This is a genomic window from Paenibacillus sp. FSL R5-0623, from assembly GCF_037974265.1.
Taxonomy (GTDB): domain Bacteria; phylum Bacillota; class Bacilli; order Paenibacillales; family Paenibacillaceae; genus Paenibacillus.
The window spans coordinates 4,177,704-4,195,740 of record NZ_CP150233.1; the positions used below are offsets into that span (position 1 = coordinate 4,177,704).

Consider the following 18,037-nt stretch of genomic DNA (forward strand, 5'->3'; position numbering starts at 1 on the left):
TTATATAGTGTTTTAATCCTGAACTTTAGGTTGCTTGGCATCATGTATAAACAAACTAGACTTGACCAGGGAATCTGCCTCCAGCTGCAATGCCTTGAGGTGATATGTGATCGATCTGGTTCATCTCATCATCCGTAAGCGAAACCTTCAGCGCTCCTAAGTTCTCATGAACTCTATCCAGGTTGCGAGTCCCCGGGATCGGAACGATATGTTCTCCCTTTCCAAGCAACCAGGCCAGAGCAAGTTGAGAGACTGTACATCCTTTTTGCTTAGCCATCTCTTGAATCAAGCCAACTACCTCCAGGTTTTTCTGAAAGTTCTCACCTTGGAAACGCGGATAATGACGACGATAATCATCTTCCGGCAGATCGTCTATTGAACGGATCTGACCTGTCAGGAAGCCCCGGCCCAATGGGCTGTATGGAACCAAGCCAATGTTCAATTCATGCAGGACAGGCATAATCTCATCCTCAAGCTCTCGACTCCATAATGAATATTCGGTCTGCAACGCTGTAATCGGATGAACAGCATGTGCACGCCGAATAATCTCTACTGGCGCTTCGGACAAACCAATATATCGAATCTTCCCCTGTTGAACCAGATCGGCAAGTGTGCCTACCGTCTCTTCAATGGGTGTATTCGGATCAGGACGATGTTGATAATACAGATCGATATAATCCATTCCCAGATTGTAGAGACTCGCATCTACTGATTTTTTGATGTAGGCTGGATCTCCCTTGGGGCCCTGCGTGTGTGTTATACCAAATTTGGTGGCAACGATTGCCTTGGATCTTCGACCTTGAAGCGCGCGCCCAAGCAGTTTTTCATTCCCTCCAAATTGCTGTTTTTCATACGCTCCGTACAGATCCGCCGTATCAAACATGGTAACTCCTGCATCTAGCGCTCCCTGAATGGTATGTACCGATTCGTCATTATCTGGCATCATCATCACACCCAGGCCGAGCGAAGATATTTGTAATTTATCATTTCCCAATGTTCTTGTTTTGAGCATGTGGCTCCCTCTTTTCATCTTGAAATAGAAACGTCAACTAGATACGTATGAACTTGAGTTCATTCTATTTCACTCCCGAGATCCCAACCACACTCTGTTTATGCTAGTAAAGAAATTACCAGTTTGATCAATTTTCTATATGGCAACAGGAACGTAAATACAACAATGAATGCCTGATTGACTGTTCAGATTGTTCATGGAAAAGATATCGTATGCATGCACAACGCCATCTGCCCGATCTGTCGTTTCAAGCAGGACACGATTGACTTGTTTGAACTCAACTTGGTGCAGGTTCCAGATCGTTCGGAAGTCCACACTTTCTTCACTTAATTGTTTCACGATTCTGCTAAATTCGGGGTCACTCGTATACTTGTCATAATAAGTACGGAATACCGCTACCGAGTGCCTCGCGAATTCCTCCCAGTTGTGCATACGCTCCCTGAGTGCTGTATCCAGAAATAAAATCCGCATCATTAAACGCTCATTCATATTCATCGACGAGAAGTTGAAAAGGTTCGTATCTGCAGCTTCATTCCAGGCAAGTACCTCAGAACGTTCATTGGTAATAAAGGAAGGATGAGTCAACTGGCCAATAATACTCTGCCACCCTTGCTCCAGTTGTGAATACGAAGCGAGGAATTCATGTTCCGTATTCGGGTCCCATAAGTCAAATAGATGACTTTTCTCTTCCGGCGTTAACCGGAGCGCGTTCGCTATGCTCTGCATCACTTCTCGTGAAGCTGCCAACTCCCTACCCTGTTCGAGCCACGTGTAATACGTTGCACTGACACCGGCCAATACCGCTACTTCTTCCCGCCGTAGACCGGGTGTTCTTCGCTGTCCATAAGATCCTGACAATCCAACCTGTTCCGGTTGAATGCGGCTTCTCCGTGATTTCAAAAACTCACCCAGTTTTTTGTTACGGCTCATACTTGTATCCATAGACATCGTTCCTTTTTATAAAAGTATCCAAGCCTATTCGGCTCTATCCCAAAATGGTAGTCTCTGAATGACTTTGATATAATTCATCTATTATTAGTTCTACAGAATACTTCGTTTACAAGTAGCTTAGCATCGAATGGTGCAGAACAAAAGGAACATCCATGATCCCCGAAGTTGGTGATGTGTACTGTGTGTACGGTCACGAAGCAGGAATGCGAAAATTTGCTGTTTATTACCTCTCCAGTCCGCATTGTCTTCAAGTTTTGATGACTATTTCATCAAGTGAACGGCAAGCCATTTGCGTTATGATTGTCTAATTAACTTTAAATGGCCCAATGGTCGACAAATGCAAATGGAACGAAGCAGAAAAAACGAAGCAGAAAACACGCTGCTTCGTTCCATTTGAACAATGGTATGACAAGTTCTCCTCTCCTTCATTGGATGTAAAACACTTCTTTTTTCAATAATTTTTCTGGCGTCTGCCCTATCACATCACTGTGAAAATAATCGCGTATAACGCCATCTTGAAGATAATTGGCGATCGACACCATAATCATCCCTTGATCCAGTGCCAGATAAGCTTTTGCAAGTTCTCCTGTTTCAACATTGACTGAGTCATAGAACCCATATTTGCCAAACATTTTGAAGTTCTTTAAAGCTTTAATGTTCTTTCGAACAGCTTCTGGGGCATAATCCAGAGCAAGGAATGTTGCGTGTGCTGTTACCGTTGCTCCATCTTTATAACCTGAGGTACCTAACGGCGTTGCTGCAAACTCACTGTATCCTGTGGGAGTTGCAGAAGGTGAAAACCCCCATGCTGCATACCCTTTCTCTTTGGCATATTTGATCTGCAATTCGACATGACGCTGGTTGTTCAATCCCAAAGCTTGAGTACCCAGGTCTTTTTCCTTTATGACCATACCTGGCATAAGGGCTTCAAACATACTGCCTCCCCAGCTTGGTATGAACTTTTTATCCTTGTATACATAACTTCCTTCAAACACATCCACTCCATCGTACTTAACGGATTTACCTTGAGGAATCTGAGCTTGCCAATCCCATTCTTGAGGTAATGTGCGATACATCTTCCACCAATGATCTTGGGGAACGTCACCTTTCCCAATAGCAATATAGCTGCCTACACGTGGTTCCGTATAAAACATCCCATAATGGTGGTCCGTCAGCGCGCCTTTAGCCACATCATAACCGCCGCGGAATTGGCCGAATTCAGGATCGTATAGCGGAGTATAATTCATATTTTCGACCAACTTGCTTGTTTCCCCATGAAGTTCTTCATAGGCTTGCCCAACAACAATTAAACCAGCGGATAACCAGCCATTATCGACTTGGGAAATAAATTGGCCCCAATCTTTCTTCACTGATCCGTCATCTGTGTTATACCAGTTATAAAATAGACCGTTCCACTTTTCTAACTTTTCGAGGGAATTTATAGTCGTTTGCAGACGATGTACAGCTTCTTTCTTTGAAATAATGCCCATTTGTTGGGCTGAAACGGTACTCATCATATACATTGCGATGTTTGTCGGCGAGGTACGTTTAGCTTCTTCTATCCCGTTTTCAGTGTGCCGTACTTCATCGTAAGTCAAACCAGTGTTCTGATCCGTATATTCCTCAAAAAACGTATAGGTCTTATATGCAATCGCTTTCAATTCTGCTCGAAATCCAATTAAATTGCTTGAGTCACCTGCTGAAGCCATAGGAGTTAAAGCTAGATTAGCTAACAGACAAAAAGTTAAAATAAAGCTGAATTGTTTTACCTTTTTCATGATTTTCTCCCTTCAAATGGATTCGAAACGATTCGTGTATATGTTATCATAAATTTCCCATTACCGTAAACAAGAAAAATCGAGCGCTTACAAATACTGAATATAATGTGGCTTAATTATAAATGTGAATTCGAAACGTTTCATTAAAGGGACCACATCAAAGCAGCACACGCGGAATTATATGACGTATTTAATCTTTTGAGGGATTTATTATAGATTCTAACTTGAAGAGATAAAAAGCCTGACTCCATAGGAATCAGGCTTAATCCTTTCTCATATCCATTCTGAACCGTTCTAAGTTGCTACAACTGTTGTTCCGCAATACTCGCAGTCCGTTGATTGCTTAGGAAGCACTTTTGCCTTCGCCCCACACCCCGGGCAACTCACTGAAACAGGCCTTTGTGGCTCTTCAACTTTTTGTTCGGCTTTCTCTTCAGCGTTTTCCTTATCCGAGAAATTGATCTCTGTATAGTTAATTGTATTATGACTACTGTAACTCACAGTGTTGCTATTGTAACTTGAATCAGTATGCGGATTCGCATCTTCGCGATCAAGATGACCTCCATAGTCTCCCCCATAAAACTTTCGTTCCGGACCACGCTTTTTCTTAACACGTTTTTTCCTAAGCAATTTAATGCCAAAAAACAAAAATAAAAACTCAACGATCATAATCTCAACTACAAGAACTATATTCAATTGATCTACGAGATTATCTTCCATAAGTAATCGTATGGGGATCGCAATGGCATAAAACATGAAAAAGAGCCCGAAAAACTTCCTCAATCTGATTCCTCCCAATTAAACTCCAGGCCTAGTCGTACACACTACAAGTATCCGTCCGCTAAAGCTGTTACAGTGTCTTTATGTCAGCTAAACAGTTTACGAGATCCTCATCGTTGTTCCGCAATACTCACATTCCGCATACAAAGTAGGATATACCTTTACCTTGGCTCCACACCCTGAACAATTCACGGCTACAGATTCTTGAGGTGTCTCGTCATATTTCTCTTGATGCTGATCTTCGTAATTTTGCTTATCAATAGAATCGTAGTGATGATATTGATCAGTCCTAGAATGAGATTTAGGTCGACCACACATTTTAATGCCCGTAACAAGTACGATAACCCCGGGGATAAAAAGAATTATTGTACTTATAATGGCCGTTTCTGTTCCTTCGGATATTAATATTAAAGATAACAAGATCGTCAGAGACGAAAGGATAATGAATATAATTCCAAAAAATCTCTTCACTGCGTTTCCTCCTGCAATTTATGATTTGCTTGTCATGATCTGTTGATTGCGCTCTTTCAAACGGAACTTTAATTGGGATAGTTGCGAAGCAAAACGTTCACTATTTACCAATTCCCCTGCTTCGTACTGATTTGCGAGCTCACTGTTCATCAATTCAATGTCCAGCAAGATCTGGCGGTCATTTTTCTCAAGTGAATCCGGAGTGATTGGGTCACTATACTTTACAAGTTCAATTAATGACTGAACGGTTTTGCGCTCCTCTTCCACAGTTAGGACGGGATGTTGCACCATGGTATGAAGCAATTGCTGTAAAGCTTTTTCGATTAATTGTAAGTTTGCGATTTTTGTATGTTCATCTGTTTCATGACGGCGCGCACTCTGAATATAGATCATAATGATTCCGCACAAAATAATTGTGATCGCAATCGTTACCGTGTGTAACAATACGAACCAACGAAGCGCATGATCTGCTGAACCTGTTAACAACGTGTAGATCATCACACAAATTAGATAAATAACCAATACTACACCTAAAGCTGTGTAACCTGGAACAAACCGTTTAAACCGATCCATATTTTGCATGATGAACCGTGCGTAGATCCAAATAGCCGTAATCGCTACATAAGAAGCAACGAGATTTATCCAAAACGAAAACGACAGAAGCGCATGATTAAACAGCGTAAAAGAAACGATTGACGATATTAACATGCATATTAAATAGACGACATCCAAAATCAAGAGATTGCTCCGTTTTACCATCACTGTGCCTGTCCTCCTTCTTGCAGATTGTTTCCGCAATCGAGACAGAACTTCTGGCCGGGTTTTACTTCATGTTGGCACCGACTACATTTCAAGCTTAAACTTGTGCCACAGTTGCCACAGAATTTTGTATGACCGGAATTCATATGGTTACAATTTGGGCATGGGCTAGGCATCGGTTGATGACATTGGATACATTCCAATGCGTTCTCCGCATTATCCGCCCCACATGATGGACATGCATGGTATTTGTCGCCACAGTTAGGACAGAATTTGGTTCCCTGTGGCAAGGCATGTCCACAATTGTTGCAATCTGTTGTTGCTACCGATTTTTCGGCTAATGAATTGCCACATTTGCTGCAAAAAGAGCTGTTCTCCTGATTCGGATGATGACACTGCTTACATATACTTACTGCAGGCGTTTCCTTCGTAGACATCACTTTAGACATCTGGGACATCTCGCCACTGAAAGAACCCCCTAGACCAACTCCCATCCCCATACCAAGCCCTGCGCCCATGATGTCTGACTGCATGCTTCCTTCATTCTTCGCTGCACCTTCAAGCGTATCAAACGAACGTTCTTGCTGATATGTGTACCCAATGATATCCATCTCAGCTTTGCGTGCCAACGCTTCTCTTAATCGAATGACTGAAGGGTCTTCTTCGGGGAGATTGACATTGTGAATATACAGGTTGATTAACTCAATACCAAATTCTTCAAAAGTAGAAGCTATCGTATCTGCAAAATGTCGTGATATCTCGGCGATATATGCATTGATCTCCAAAACACTTACTTTTCTATGTATTAGATATGATGACAACATGGAGTTAATATTCATGATAATCAACCCACGGAAGTAATTAATCATATTAGCTTGGTTAAACTCAGGCAGTGTTCCCACAAGCTTGACCAGAAATTTTCGTGAATCCGAAATTTTAATTCCCATTTGTCCAAATGTTCTTACGGGAACAATAATATTATACTTGGGATCCTGGATCTGAATCGGATTCGCCGTTCCCCATTTAACGTCCAATGCGCTTACTTGATTGACATACCATACTTCTGCTGCAAAAGGTGACTTTCCTCCGAACGGAAGGTTAACGAGTCGGTTCAAGATTGGGATATTCGCAGTACTCAGCGTATGCCTTCCGGGTCCAAACATATCAAGCGCTCTTCCATCCTTGAAAAGAATTGCTTGTTGAGATTGATTCACAATTAACTGAGTCCATGTTCCCAGTTCAGTCTCGGGATGTTTCCAAGCAAATACATCAGGTGAGCCATCATACTTAATTACGTCAATAATCGCCATGTTTAATTCCTCAATTCAGTATTAGATTACTATAATTTACTATAAAGTTCTTTTGCTAAAACACTGATTCTACATTATTTCCTATATTTAATTATCTTTCATCTACTTATTAGATGTTTAGGCATTGATATTTTACCATTTCTAACCTTAATACACACTAACATAGTTCATTTTTCATATGATATTTTTCCTATATTGACATGTTCATAATAGTAAAAACCTCTTCCACATGTTCATAGGAAAGAGGTAACTATATAACCACATGTTGTGAAAAATCAAGATATTAGCTTGAGGATCCACTCTCGATCATAATCAACGTCCCAATTTTGAAACCACTCGCAAAAGCCTCTTTTGAATGCATAGAGTGAACTTGATCTGTCATATCTAATAGTTTCTCCAACTGTTTAAAGTCATCCTCCGAAAGCTCTCTCTTGAATTTTTCGATATAAGCTGTAATCTCCTTATTAATAGATCGATACTCCGAATCTTTAGGAACAATATTCTCCTCTGGTCTCAGGTTACCGTAATATAATTCTTCTATTATATTTCCCACATCACAGCCCCCTTTCTCTTATACATGTCTTGTGCTCTTCTCATAACAATTATATAAGTTTGTCAGACAATGCTGGGGATTTATGCAATATTCGCATGTGATTCTTATAGCTTCATAGGATATTCATTTTGCATGCTTGCTTTGACTTAATAATGTAGCGCTTGTTGAGCCCTACCTCAGGACTATGCTAAGATAATGGACACCTATCTCTACAAAATCCTATAACAAATCAACCGCACAGAAAGGACAATATGAATCCTTCATCAATGTCATCCAAGTTACAACAGATCATTCCGCCGCTGGATCTGCGAAGCTGTCTGGTCAGCGTACGCGATGAGATCATGTTCGAACACTACCGCAACCAAGAGGCTGCGATCGATATTGCAAAAATCAATTCATGTACCAAGAGTGTGCTGTCCGCGCTCATCTGTATAGCGATGGATAAAGGCTTGTTGCCAGAGGCATCAACCCCAATCTCCACCTTTTTTCCACAGTTGACATCCGATCCTGATCCTCGTAAACCTTCGATCACACTGGAACAACTGCTCACCATGACAGCCGGATTCAACTGGGACGAGTTCGGCAGGCAGAATTCATTCCCTCGCATGACTCGCACCGATCATTGGGTGGATTTTGCATTGGAACAAAGCCTAAGCCATGTACCCGGTACATATATGGAGTATAACTCAGGAGTCTCACAGATCCTATCCGCCATCCTGATGCAAAATGCAGGTATGAATGTAGCCGAGTTCGCAGAACGTTATCTTTTTGACCCGCTCGGGATTAAGCATTATGAATGGGAAAGCGACCCTCAAGGTGTACATACTGGCGGATTCGGTCTTAAGATGTTACCCGTAGATCTGCTAAAATTCGGTCAGCTGTTTCTACAGCAAGGGATGTGGGAGGGGGAGTCTCTCATTTCAAGTGATCTCGTATTCCGTTCGACGCAGCCTTTCGTTACAGTCACTCCACCGAATCATGGCAGTTATGCTTGGCATTGGTGGGTGGATGTCTATCCGAACGAAAGGCCTGACTCCGAAAATATTGCTGCTGAAGACGACAAACCCAATCTCCATTATTATTACGCGCGAGGATTTGGTGGTCAGTATGTATATATTGTCCCAGAGCTCGAACTTGTTACCGTGTTAACCAATGACAAACGAAAGAAAGAGAAACCTCCGCTGGATGTTTTTCCTCGATTAATCGCCCCTGAGCTATGGAAAATGTTATAAACGCAGGCAGTCCTTCTATCCTGTTCGACCAATGAACCCCCAACCTTGTGGCCATAACCTGACCATTGGTTGAGGGTTTATTCGTCATGCCAAAGCTTCTTCGATGGCTATTGTTATTGGATATGGACCAGACTCTTGATTAGAGACCACAACCAGTTGTAGACCATAGTCCGGATACACGGAAGACATGAACGACACCCCTGGATCAAATCCCATGACATGAAGTTTGAAAATGTCTTCCTCCTTGCGGTCAATCCAAATACCGTGCCCATAATACTCTTCATCCTCTTGATGAGCGTGTGGAGTTAATAACTGCTGTGTCGTCTCTTCATTTAACAATTGGTGACCCAGCAAAGCATCCCAGAATCGAATCATATCCGGTGCCGTAACATAGGCTCCACCATCTGATCCACCGTTGACAGGAATGGAGAACATATTAGTGTTCCAAGAGCCATCTTCATGATCGATATACCCTAAAGCTGTGTTACGCGGAAGCTGATTTGTTAAGAAATAACCGGAGTCCTTCATGCCACACCTTTTGAAAATGTGCTCCTCCACATAATCTGTAAACGACAGTCCTGAATGTTGTTCCACGATAAGCCCCAGCACAATGAAACCCGCATTATTGTAATGAAAACGTTCACCCGGCGCAGACTTCATTGGCAGATGTTGAAACATGGGCAGAAAGTCACTTAATCGCCGCATCGCGTAGACGGGTCTGTCTTTCCATAATTCTGAAAAGTCTTCCATCACTTCTTCATCGAAATAATCCGGAATGCCTGACGTGTGTGTTAACAACTGGTGAATGGTGATCCCTTCGTTCCATAGTGGAAACTCCACATCCAACACATCGTTCAGCTTGGAATTAGCAGATAACTTACCCGCTTCAATTAGTTGGCATACACTCACTGCCGTGAAGATCTTACATCCTGATGCAATCCCAAAACGTGTGTCCACCTGATTGGCAAGCTCTTCACTGCGATTCGCATAACCACGTTTCATATTCAAAAGAGTTTTCCCGGCTTGCTGGAGTAATACAACACCCGAAAAATTCACGCGTTCCATGACTTCTTCTACTTTTGTTGTCAGCTCTACTGCATTCAACATTTTGTTGTTCACCTGCTTGTCTATGTATTTATTACTTTCTCATTCTTAATTCTTCGTCATATCCTGCATACCTGCCAAATTTTCATAAAAAGAAGGATTACTCCTTATAAAAGGAAATAACCCTTCTTCAGACAACGTAAGATTAAGTTTGACATAGCATGCTCAAATGCTGATCAATTACTTGTTCCACTCGTTGTACCGTAAGTCTATCTGGCTGCATTAGGATATGAATGGCGAGCCCATCCACAAGAGCATATAACTTCTCTATCTCCATCTCGGCATCCAGTTCAGGATGTGTCATCCCCTGCTTCTGCAACTCATGTATCACCCATTGAACCGATCGATACATCCCCTGATGCATCTGATCACTTAACTTTTTTAATTCGGGGTACACCAATAATTTGGCTGTAAACGAAAACCAAACCTCCATTTCCATCATTCTATCATCGTCCAACGGGAGAAATTGCAAGAGCAAATTCTTCATATCCTGCAGTACAGATCCACTCATCTGTAACGCCTCCACCCTTTTCTGTACCCGTTCTGCAAAAAGATTCATGCAAAAGGTGAACAATTCGGCCTGTGTGGCAAAATAATGACGCATGGAACCTACAGATAGTCCCGCTTCCTTCGCTATATTCCGAACTGTAGCATGCTCCAGTCCGTTCACTCGAATGACCCGGATGGCTGCATCAGCAACGATTTTCCTTTGAGCTTCATGATCTACGATTTTTGGCATGACAACATTATACATCAAACTTCTCTTTTTGTAATACACTGTGCTATAATCTTTTTAATACATTGTACTAAAACATAAAAACAGCTGTAGGAGAGGAATTCATAAGATCATGCATACAACAACCCCAGCCTCAAAAAGCAAGAAATTCAGGTTCTCCATCTTCATAATAAGGTTATTCTGCACAATGCTACTACTGATCGGTGCCGCATTCCTCTATGAGTGGTTTGCTTCGTCGCAGGCCAAAAAGGACTTTCTACCTCCAGGTACACTCGTTCAAGTCGGCGGTTACCAGCTACACATTCATAAACAAGGCAACGGTTCGCCGACCATACTTATGGAGGCTGGAAGTGGTGAGACCAGTTTGTCGTGGAGAGATATTCCTGCGGAACTGGCCCAACATGCAACGGTGGTCACGTATGATCGCGCAGGATATGCCTGGAGTGAATCTGCACCTACAGAACGTACAGGTGCAAATATCATCAAAGATTTACATGCTGCTCTGGAGAAGGAGAACATACGCGGCCCTTACGTTATGGTAGGTCATTCTCTTGGGGGTATGTATGCTAGACTCTTTGCACAGACCTATTCAAATGAGGTTCAGAGCCTTGTCCTCATTGATGCGCGACCTGAGGATGATGAACGGAACACAAAGGCTTTGTTGGAACAGGCTCAGTTTCAGGGAAACCCGCCTGCCTCCTTGTTATCTTTACTGAAGGTATCTGGCGCTTTCAGATTATTTCCAGACTTTATGCTTGATGGTCTGGTTGCCAAGCAAGATCGGGATACTTTTGTTAATGTGATTGCTACCCCTTCCTATTTTCACGCCAAAGAAGAAGAAGCCCTCCACGCCCATTCAACAGAAGATGCCATTCGTGGCAAACGTCTTGGATCAATCCCTGTACGTATCATTGCACGCGGACGTCCTCAAGACTATGCTAGTGCAGGGATTCCGGTTGACATTGGGCAGAAGCTCGAATCCATATGGCAATCGGGACAACGTAACATGTTGAATATATCGAAGGATAGTCAGCTCATTGAGGCGACCCGCAGTGGTCATATGATTATTCATGATGAACCTGAACTGGTTGTGAAAACAATCCTTGAGCTAATCTCTGATAAGTAGAGATATCTTTTTCAGAACATCCTGCGCTCGACCCAATGTTAAAGGGCTGTTCCGATAGCCATGTGTATGACTTGGAACAGCCCTTCAAGCAATGTACATTAAGATTAGATCTAATAAGTTCGGCTTTTTTAAAAAATATGTTAGCGTAAGGCATGCAGGTCCGACTCGGGACTTCCTGCCCTCTTCTTCATTTCACGGGGAGACCTCGTATTGATCAGATAATACAATGTGGCATAGATCGTAATGATAAACGTGCCAAAAAACAGGCAAAACGCTAGAGACGGGCGGCTTACACTCTCGTGCATCAGTTCAATCAGCGTCTCGCGATTCGTCAGTGCGTCCCAGCTATTCAGTCGATATACACGTCCAAGCAATACCCCGTAACTTCCCAAAGCACAGCCTGCCAGTACAAAGATCCAGGATGCCCAGCGCCCAATTCGGTGATAGATCACTTCCTGAAGCTGATACATCGACAGGAATCCAAGCAGAAGTCCAGTCCAGACAAACATTAATACAACACTCAAGTCGTACCAATACGTGTAGTCCACTCCGTTCCCACCATAATACCGGGAACTCCTCGCTGTCAGATGAACCAGATCCGTAACAATATAAGAGGAGTTCGGGAAAAATAACAACCACAGCAGACCACTTGCGACTGCAAGCCACGCGGCACCTTTCCATTTCACATCACTTAGAAGATAGGCTGCATAAGAGAACACAAAAGGAATCCAGCCCAAGAACAGATTCCAGATCAGGAAGCGGAAATAACGCTGATCCAGCCAATCTGCGGCTACATAGTACAACCCTAGCGTTACTATTGTGACCACACTAAGGAAAATAAATATGCGAATATAATTCAGTTTTCTCAATGATTCTGACCTCACTTGATAAAATTCAATTAGTTTCGAAAATAGCGGATGATTTCTTCCTTATTCTTTTCAACACGCAAATTCAATCCACGTTTATCATTTAATCCATACTGCTGTAATTCATGGCCTGGATCAAGCACCAACGGTTTAGTTGCCACATCGACCAGCAAGTCCATCGTCAATTGATAGGTCTCGCGTAACTTGTCCATCGACAGAGAGGATTCATACCGTTTGATCAGCTCAATCAGACGTTCAGCGTACACGAGACGAACCATACTGTCCGCACTCTTCAATTGTCTTGAAGCAAATGCAGTAATTGCCGTAACAATTGTCGGTTCTGCCCGATGTTTGGCAATTAAAGCAAGTTCATCCACCGCATCCCAATTCATGATGGACAGCTCGGAACTTAATTGTTGAATTCGCTCCCCTATCCATTGTTCCTCTAACTCTTGGGGTACGTCCCATCGCTTATAGTCTGCATACACGCCTTCTCGATGCATCTGTATAGCGCTCCCGTAATGTTTGACGAACAAATCCTTTGCTACACTCCAATTGGTCTCTTCCATCTTTCTTTAACCACCACCATACCTGTTCCTATTTGTGCTTACGCTTTTATCCATACACAATACATAAATTTACTACTCTCCAAGCATACTAGAATCATACCATTTACCAAAGGAGAATCAAATTTACAATGAATCCAAATTCCATGAACCCTCAGAATGTAGTTCAACCCACATTAAATGCTAATCCAAATGTCACCCCTAACATGAATCATGGCGGCCATGAGATGTTCGATGTGCATGAGATTCTGTCCTCCACCATTAACGTGCTGGATCAATACATGATCTTTCGTACATTTGTGCAGAGCCAGGAACTGATTGGCATTCTGGACCGGCAGTACAATTTCATCTTATCCCAGTACAATCTGACAGCAGAGTGCTTTGCATCCGGACAGAAGCCTCATCAAGAGACGGCAACCTATATGATCCCCAACATCGTACCACCAGTATATGGCCTTAAGCCCTCAGCACCGAAAAAGCCAAACCAGAGCTTGGCTGATGTAAAGGATGCCGGAATTAGTGGTCATATGCTGGGACTGATCAAATCACATGCCAGTCTGCTCGGCATGACCTGCAACGAGATCACAAATGGAACGGTTCGCCGAGTCGTCGCTTCGCAGATCCAGCATTTTATCGAGATGGCCTATGAAATTTTCATGTTCCAGAATAAAAACGCCTATTATCAAGTACCTCAACTCACTCCAAGTGATACACAACAAATGCTTCAGGCATATATTCCAGCAACCGGAGCACCTCAGATGCCTAATAGTAGTAATAAGCCACTTCATTAATTAGAAAATAAAGTTCGAATACTTAGAACAGTCTCTTTAACCCTTTCGGGTTTTAGGGGCTGTTCTTTAATGATTTGTACTCATTTTCCTACTGAAGACACTTGATTCGCTTCCCAGAAACTGGTTTAATCAAAGACAGAACTTACATATTCAACATACGGATCATACATATAAAATACAGTGAAATGCAGTTATACGAGAATTCAAATGGCTTTTTCTTCATTATGGGGAGGTATACAAATGAGATGGAAGCAACCTGCTAAACTGGGTTTACTGGCTATAGCTCTCGGCTGTACTGCCATTGGCGCAATAATCACACCTTCAACAACACTGGCTGCACCTGTTCCCGTTTCCAAAGCGGTGTATCATCAGTTCCAAACCTATCGAACAGAAGCAGTGAAGTCCACAGAAAGTTTGGTTAAAGCGCGTAAATACCTGATGAATCATATCGATAAAGTCGACCCTTGGCAGGCCACACTAATGACACTGCAATTGGAGAACATGCAGAACGTGAAACTGGCTGATATGGATCGACAAATGTATGCGGAACAGTTTCAACAGGCCATATCTCAAGCCCATGAACAACTAGGTTACGAACAGAAGCTTACATATAGTCGTCTGCTGAAAGAAATTAAAGATCCGACCGTGAAGAAACTTCTGCAGGAAGCTTCTGATCTCGGGTTCAAACTGGAAACCAGTGAAGGCTTGTATTACCCCATCATCAATTATGAGATATACCAAAAGTTCAAGCCTTTTGTTAAGGCTGATATTGCTGCATACATTAATATTATGGCTACAGAGTCCAACCAAATGACGACTTCAGATGGTGGCATTATCATCTCATGGAACGAATTAATCCAGCGTGCATTGGAGAAAGAAGCCTTTTTGAACAACTTCCCGAATTCCAATCGCACATCAGCAGTGAAGCAAGGGTTATTTGTGGATTACCTTTTTTACGGAAGTGACAACACGCCTGCATATGATTGGTACACGGATGAAGAAATTCGCACCATGGACCCTGAGGTGAAACAGGCTTACGAGAAAGCTTTGGCTTACCGGGAGCCCGATACGCAGAGTGTTCTTCTGGACACTATGGAAAAGATTTTACTGGTTCTCAATCAGAACAATGATGAGCTTACACCTGAAGTCAGAGCAATCATTGAACCTGTTCAACAACAATTTGCCCGTGAATGATCGGATGCTGAATCGCAAAATGTGAATGCCAAAAAAGCGGCAGTCCTCGAGACAGAGGTTGCCGCTTTTAAGTTTACATATCAAGTCCCTACGTTTGGATCAAAGAGTTGAAGTGTCTATTGATGTAAGTTTGTTTGGATTTACGACGAGATAAACGCCCTCAATCCTCTCTCTGAAAGCGTCCAACTCCAAACAGAGTACCTCGGACAACTGCCCTTCTTTCATCAATGCGAGTTGAAGCTCGCCATTGATCCACATGGGCACCCATTCTCTTTCACGCAATCGCGTAAGGACTCGCCGTGAGGTCAGGAGTGCAAGCACACCTTTGTGCACGTTCATTGTTCTCATAACCGTATGCACAACGCCACCTCCATCTGCTGTAAATACAGGCTGATCCGCCAGTAACTCAAGCATGGCAGAGACGTCATAACGAAGGAAAGCCGTTGTAAAACGGCTCAGCAGTTCACCCTTGGCTATCATATCCGCATCACTCTGCTCGATCAGTGGAAGTTTTTCAGGCAAGTTCCGTCTGGCGCGGCTAAAGATTTGACGGCAGTTGCTCTCCGTTTTGCCCAGCCAATCCGCTATTTCGGAATAATCATATCGGAACGCTTCACGAAGGACAAAAACAGCCCGTTCCATGGACGATAGACGCTCCAACATGACCAGATAGGCGTAGGAGATCAGCTCTTTTTTCTCCATCGTTTCCTCTGGCATGTTCGCCTCTTCACTGTCACCCATCGGCTCTGGCAGCCACTCACCAACATAACTTTCCCGCTGATTACGCGCGGAATTTAGCAGATTCAAGCTTCGGTTCACAACCAATCTGGCGATGTAGGACTTGGGATTTCGAATATCCTGAGCAGACGTGCTCTGAATCCCCGCAAAGCAATCTTGCACAATATCTTCAGCTTCTACCACACTGCCCAACATGCGGTAAGCTATTGTAAATGCATATTTTTTATAACGAATATACAACTCACCAACATCCAGAGAAGACACATCTGGCTCATTGGCGTGGAGATTGGAATTCATAAGAAGCCTCCTCTGGCATGGTGCGTTTATTTTAGTTAAAGCAACCCGGATACATCCCTGTTGTAATCGCAATCCGGTTCCAGTTGTTAATCGTATTAATGGCCAGGATCAGATCCACCAGTTCGGATTCACTGAAATGTTCACGGACCTTATCGTACAATGCAAGGGGTACACCGTGTTCCGAGATTCGGGTCACTGCTTCAGCCAGTTCCAGCATAACACGTTCTTGATCCGTGAAGAAAGGCACTTCACGCCACACACTCAGCAATAAAATATGATCCGCGTAATCTCCCAGTTTCATCAGATCTTTGGCATGCATATCGAGACAAAAGGCGCAGCCATTAATCTGGGACACGCGGATTTTCAACAGCTCATACATTACTTTATTTTCAAATTGCCCGGATATATATTGCTCCATCGCCATCATCGCTTTAAAAGCACCTGGACTCACTGCTCTGTAGTTCGTTCTTAAATTCATTTCTCATTCGCCTCCGTCATTTGGTTTACATACTGTAGACAAATGACAACCGGGATCTGTGACAATCTTTGCGAAAATTTCTTTATGCCCATGCATTCATATCGGCAAGGAGTGTTTTAATATGATAACTTCCAATGAAAACCATACCGTGACATCTGAATTGCCTAGGGGTTGCACGTTCACCGCTGAAGACTGGCATGTATTATCCCAATATTGGTACCCGGTAGCACAACCGACAAGCCCCTGGCTGCTCAATTACTCGATGTGAAGCTGGTTCTCTATCGCAGTAATGACCAGATTGTGGTAGCCAAGGATCTTTGTTTTCACCGCGGGACTCCACTTAGCAAAGGCTGGGTAGAAAATGGTGAGATTGTCTGCCCTTATCACGGTTTCCGTTATAATTGTGAAGGAAAATGTACCGCAGTACCCGCACACCCAAGCTCCAAGATCTCGCCCAAGCTCAAACTCATTGTGTACCCAGCAGTTGAACGTTATGGCTTGATCTGGACTACTTTGGCGGGAACAGAAGAACAGATCCCCTCCTTCCCTGGATGGGATGATCCGGATTATATCAATATTTTACCACCCCACTTTGACATCGCTGGTTCCTCTGGACGACAAATGGAGGGTTTCCTGGATGTATCCCATTTTGCCTATGTGCATACCGAAACGTTTGGTGACCGAAACAACACAGAAGTCCCCCAATATAAAGTGAAACGCGAAGGTAATGAGTTACTGGCCGAGTATTGGAGTACGGTAAGTAACTATGGCAAAGGGCAAGATCTTGTTGCACCTGAAGGTTTTCAATGGCTGCGCGAGTTTCGGGTGTTTCCACCCTTTGCGGCTTCTCTTACGGTACATTTCCCAGGTGAGGACAAGCTGAATATTCTGAATTGTGCTTCGCCGATCTCTGCCCGTTATACACGTCTATTCTGTCCAATCACACGCAACTTTGACAAAGATGCTCCGATTGAAGACACAATCAAGTTCAACTTGCAGGTATTTGAAGAAGACCGTGAGATGGTCGAGTCACAGAAACCGGAGGATCTGCCCCTTGATCTGCATGCCGAGGCCCATATTCCCGCAGACCGTACTTCGATTGCTTATCGTCAATTATTAACGGAGCTTGGCTTGGGACGAAATTACACATCGTAAATTATATAGGTGTTCTTCTTTAACCTCAGGTAAGTTATCGATGATGCATGTCAGCTCCTAAAAGTCTTGAAGTACCATCCTGCGGACTCTGGGGAAGGGTAGACCATTTTCTAAGGAACACAGGGAGTCTTATTAGGCTG

18 protein-coding genes are annotated in these 18,037 nt (G+C 43.2%); 5 read left to right on the plus strand and 13 right to left on the minus strand.

What is annotated here, in order from left to right:
- Nucleotides 1-55: 55 nt before the first annotated feature.
- The 7 genes from MKY92_RS18200 to MKY92_RS18230 form a co-directional block, all read right to left on the minus strand.
- Nucleotides 56-1,012: an aldo/keto reductase gene (locus MKY92_RS18200; protein WP_339297193.1), complete on the minus strand. Its 957-nt coding sequence runs from the start codon at nt 1,010-1,012 to the stop codon at nt 56-58.
- A 135-nt stretch (nt 1,013-1,147) separates the two neighbouring features.
- Nucleotides 1,148-1,954 (minus strand): helix-turn-helix transcriptional regulator, encoded by an 807-nt coding sequence (locus tag MKY92_RS18205; protein ID WP_339297194.1) that lies wholly within the window; start codon nt 1,952-1,954, stop codon nt 1,148-1,150.
- Nucleotides 1,955-2,388: 434 nt separating this feature from the next.
- Nucleotides 2,389-3,741: a glucoamylase family protein gene (locus tag MKY92_RS18210; RefSeq protein ID WP_339297195.1), complete on the minus strand. Its 1,353-nt coding sequence runs from the start codon at nt 3,739-3,741 to the stop codon at nt 2,389-2,391.
- 294 nt (nt 3,742-4,035) lie between these two features.
- Nucleotides 4,036-4,497: a hypothetical protein gene (locus tag MKY92_RS18215; RefSeq protein WP_339297196.1), complete on the minus strand. Its 462-nt coding sequence runs from the start codon at nt 4,495-4,497 to the stop codon at nt 4,036-4,038.
- A gap of 513 nt (nt 4,498-5,010) precedes the next feature.
- The gene (locus tag MKY92_RS18220; RefSeq protein ID WP_339297197.1) at nt 5,011-5,754 is read right to left on the minus strand and encodes a hypothetical protein; all 744 of its coding nucleotides are present in this window, start codon (nt 5,752-5,754) and stop codon (nt 5,011-5,013) included.
- On the minus strand, nt 5,751-7,061 hold the full coding sequence (locus tag MKY92_RS18225; RefSeq protein ID WP_339297198.1) for an SPFH domain-containing protein: 1,311 nt from the start codon (nt 7,059-7,061) through the stop codon (nt 5,751-5,753). The genes MKY92_RS18220 and MKY92_RS18225 overlap by 4 nt, the downstream gene beginning before the upstream one ends.
- A 283-nt stretch (nt 7,062-7,344) precedes the next feature.
- A complete protein-coding gene (locus MKY92_RS18230) occupies nt 7,345-7,614 on the minus strand; it encodes a DUF6809 family protein (protein WP_339297199.1) in 270 nt (89 codons plus the stop codon).
- A gap of 266 nt (nt 7,615-7,880) precedes the next feature.
- On the opposite strand from MKY92_RS18230, the gene MKY92_RS18235 reads away from it, so the two are divergent.
- The gene (locus MKY92_RS18235; protein ID WP_339297200.1) at nt 7,881-8,846 is read left to right on the plus strand and encodes a serine hydrolase; all 966 of its coding nucleotides are present in this window, start codon (nt 7,881-7,883) and stop codon (nt 8,844-8,846) included.
- A gap of 84 nt (nt 8,847-8,930) precedes the next feature.
- On the opposite strand, the gene MKY92_RS18240 is transcribed toward MKY92_RS18235, so the two are convergent.
- Nucleotides 8,931-9,953, minus strand: coding sequence for a serine hydrolase (locus tag MKY92_RS18240; RefSeq protein WP_339301836.1), 1,023 nt, complete (start codon nt 9,951-9,953; stop codon nt 8,931-8,933).
- A gap of 142 nt (nt 9,954-10,095) precedes the next feature.
- Nucleotides 10,096-10,689, minus strand: coding sequence for a TetR/AcrR family transcriptional regulator (locus tag MKY92_RS18245; protein ID WP_339297201.1), 594 nt, complete (start codon nt 10,687-10,689; stop codon nt 10,096-10,098).
- Between the two features lie 184 nt (nt 10,690-10,873).
- On the opposite strand from MKY92_RS18245, the gene MKY92_RS18250 reads away from it, so the two are divergent.
- Complete coding sequence (locus tag MKY92_RS18250; protein ID WP_339297202.1) at nt 10,874-11,812, plus strand: alpha/beta hydrolase; 939 nt, start codon at nt 10,874-10,876, stop codon at nt 11,810-11,812.
- A gap of 140 nt (nt 11,813-11,952) precedes the next feature.
- Here the strand turns inward: MKY92_RS18250 and MKY92_RS18255 are convergent, their stop codons facing one another.
- Complete coding sequence (locus MKY92_RS18255) at nt 11,953-12,681, minus strand: DUF1361 domain-containing protein (RefSeq protein ID WP_339297203.1); 729 nt, start codon at nt 12,679-12,681, stop codon at nt 11,953-11,955.
- 29 nt (nt 12,682-12,710) lie between these two features.
- Nucleotides 12,711-13,247, minus strand: coding sequence for a hypothetical protein (locus MKY92_RS18260; RefSeq protein ID WP_339297204.1), 537 nt, complete (start codon nt 13,245-13,247; stop codon nt 12,711-12,713).
- Between the two features lie 203 nt (nt 13,248-13,450).
- Here MKY92_RS18260 and MKY92_RS18265 point away from each other — a divergent pair, with 203 nt between their 5' ends.
- Nucleotides 13,451-14,035, plus strand: a complete 585-nt coding sequence (locus tag MKY92_RS18265; RefSeq protein ID WP_339301838.1) for a spore coat protein — start codon at nt 13,451-13,453, stop codon at nt 14,033-14,035.
- A 240-nt stretch (nt 14,036-14,275) separates the two neighbouring features.
- A complete protein-coding gene (locus tag MKY92_RS18270; RefSeq protein WP_339297205.1) occupies nt 14,276-15,229 on the plus strand; it encodes a hypothetical protein in 954 nt (317 codons plus the stop codon).
- Between the two features lie 99 nt (nt 15,230-15,328).
- On the opposite strand, the gene MKY92_RS18275 is transcribed toward MKY92_RS18270, so the two are convergent.
- Together MKY92_RS18275 and MKY92_RS18280 are read right to left on the minus strand one after the other, a co-directional pair.
- The gene (locus MKY92_RS18275; protein WP_339297206.1) at nt 15,329-16,264 is read right to left on the minus strand and encodes a sigma-70 family RNA polymerase sigma factor; all 936 of its coding nucleotides are present in this window, start codon (nt 16,262-16,264) and stop codon (nt 15,329-15,331) included.
- Nucleotides 16,265-16,295: 31 nt separating this feature from the next.
- Nucleotides 16,296-16,742, minus strand: a complete 447-nt coding sequence (locus MKY92_RS18280) for a carboxymuconolactone decarboxylase family protein (RefSeq protein WP_339297207.1) — start codon at nt 16,740-16,742, stop codon at nt 16,296-16,298.
- Between the two features lie 213 nt (nt 16,743-16,955).
- Between MKY92_RS18280 and MKY92_RS18285 the strand changes: the two genes are divergently transcribed.
- Nucleotides 16,956-17,897, plus strand: a complete 942-nt coding sequence (locus MKY92_RS18285) for an aromatic ring-hydroxylating dioxygenase subunit alpha (protein WP_339297208.1) — start codon at nt 16,956-16,958, stop codon at nt 17,895-17,897.
- Nucleotides 17,898-18,037 lie beyond the last annotated feature (140 nt).